Source organism: Pseudomonas sp. CM27, assembly GCF_013179515.1.
In the GTDB taxonomy this organism is placed as follows: Bacteria; Pseudomonadota; Gammaproteobacteria; order Pseudomonadales; family Pseudomonadaceae; genus Aquipseudomonas.
Window position 1 is genome coordinate 1 of record NZ_JABMCN010000422.1, and the last position, 1926, is coordinate 1926.

2 protein-coding genes are annotated in these 1926 nt (G+C 49.1%); both read left to right on the forward strand.

The genetic code is table 11. The annotated features are described in order from the left end of the window. A partial coding sequence (locus tag HP547_RS28575; RefSeq protein WP_172288857.1) for an RHS repeat-associated core domain-containing protein occupies positions 1 to 1103 on the forward strand: 1103 nt, incomplete at its 5' end. A gap of 12 nt (positions 1104 to 1115) precedes the next feature. Then, positions 1116 to 1634 (forward strand): SMI1/KNR4 family protein, encoded by a 519-nt coding sequence (locus HP547_RS28580; protein ID WP_172288859.1) that lies wholly within the window; start codon positions 1116 to 1118, stop codon positions 1632 to 1634. Positions 1635 to 1926: the final 292 nt, after the last annotated feature.

A 1926-nucleotide genomic window follows, 5' to 3' on the forward strand; every position in this document is an offset into this window, starting at 1 on the left:
CGAACCGGCTGGACTTCAATGCGCGGCAGTTCGACAAGGTCAAGGACAACCGGATCAAGCGGTGGCGTGATCAGGAGTATCGCTATGACCCTTGGGGTAACCTGATCGAAAAGCGCTCGGGGACCGGAAAGCTGCAGCACTTCAGCTATGACTGCGAGAACCGGCTGGTGCGGGCGGAGACGGTGGTTAATGGCAAGCTGGAAAGCCGGGGTGAGTATCGCTATGACAGCTTAGGGCGCCGGGTAGCCAAGCAGGCTGAGATCAATGGCCAGGTCGAGCAGAAGCGCTTTCTGTGGCAAGGGCTGAGGATGCTGCGCGAGGAAACGCCGGGGCAGAGCACTCTCTACCTGTATGAACCAGGTACCTATGCGCCATTAGCCAGGGTTGATCAGTTAGAAGGCGAAGAGCAAAAACTCTACTACTTCCATACGGATCAGATTGGTACACCGTTGGAGATGACGGATAGCGATGGCAAGATCGTTTGGCAGGCGATCTATCGCTCGTGGGGGGCTGTAGAGCAGCTAGCCGTTAGCGATGTCGATCAGAATTTACGATTTCAAGGTCAGTATTTTGATGCGGAAACTGAGCTGAATTATAATACATTCCGCTACTATGATTCAGGGGTTGGGCGCTTTGTAACCCAAGACCCAATCGGGGTGTTGGGTGGAGTTAACCTCTATAACTATGGAGTAAATCCGACATCTTGGATTGATCCTTGGGGCTGGAGTGCAAAGCCATCGCACTCCCCTGATGTTGCCAAATGGCTCGAAAAAGGTGGTTCCGTGCATATGGAAATTGACGGGCGCACATGGGTTTATCAAGATTGGGAGAGTAATGTAGTAAGGTATCCAGGGGGGCACCCTGATTTTAGTCCATTCGAGCGGCAGAAAGTTGATGTTCCTGACTTGAAAGGGAATCACGGGAAAAATCCTGGTGGAGACTTTGGCAAGGCAGATGCGCTTGCGCCACAAGGTAAGGCTGACTATGCAAAAAATACTTGGCATCACCATGAAAACATGATGACAATGCAGGAAGTTCCTAAGAAGATCCACAACAGGTTCACCCATTCGGGTGGTGTTAAGAATATGAAATCAAGTTGTTAGTGAGGTGAGAAAATGCCTATAGTTTACAAGGCGGGCTTGACTGATGCTGCACTGAATTCTCTAGAGGCTACAGTTAAGGTTCCTTTGCCAACTGATTATAGGAGCCTGCTGGCACGCATGAATGGGTTTTACTTAACTGATCCTGATTATGGGCAGTTGCCATTAAGATCAGTTGAAGATGGCGTGGTTAGTTTTGATCGTTTGTTTGGGGTCGTTCCTGAGGAGGAGTGTAATGATCTGGTTAGCTTTAATGATGAATTCATCCCTGAGTTAATATTTATTAATGGTGTTCTGGCGATTGGCGAGGATGGGGGGGGAAATCCCTATGTTCTCATAACTGAGGCGGGTCGGGAGGGGGTTTATTATTGGGATAGAACCCACCTGCACGAATCTGATAAAATAAATAATTTTGATATCGCGGAGCGGGGCGATTGCGGTAACCTTTATAAGATTGCAAATTGTATTGATGAATTCTATGATTTAATTCTAGCATCGCTGTCTGGTGGTGTTGAGTTCTTGAAGGAAAGTTGATCTTGGCGATATGCGTGCGCCGGTTCTTTAAAAGTGGATCGTTTAGTGTGGCTCTGCTAGTGTATATGCGGGGCCCGTTCTTCATGCAAATTAGGTTTATGTCTCGCATTGCTTGTGCAAGCTAGCGAATAGATTTGGTTTTCATCGAAGGCGTCAATTGACTTTTGCAAACCCTCGACAACCTGTTCTTCTACTTCGGCGAAGTGCCGGACACCAACACCGAAGTGCCGCTGCAACGCATCGAGAACGCCCTCGGCCACTTCCTGCATTTCACCCGCACCCCCGACGGCAC

Coding starts and splice junctions, on each gene's coding strand:
- HP547_RS28580 (WP_172288859.1), top strand. CDS start 1,116: ATGCCTATAGTTTACAAGGCGGGCTTGACTGATGCTGCACTGAATTCT.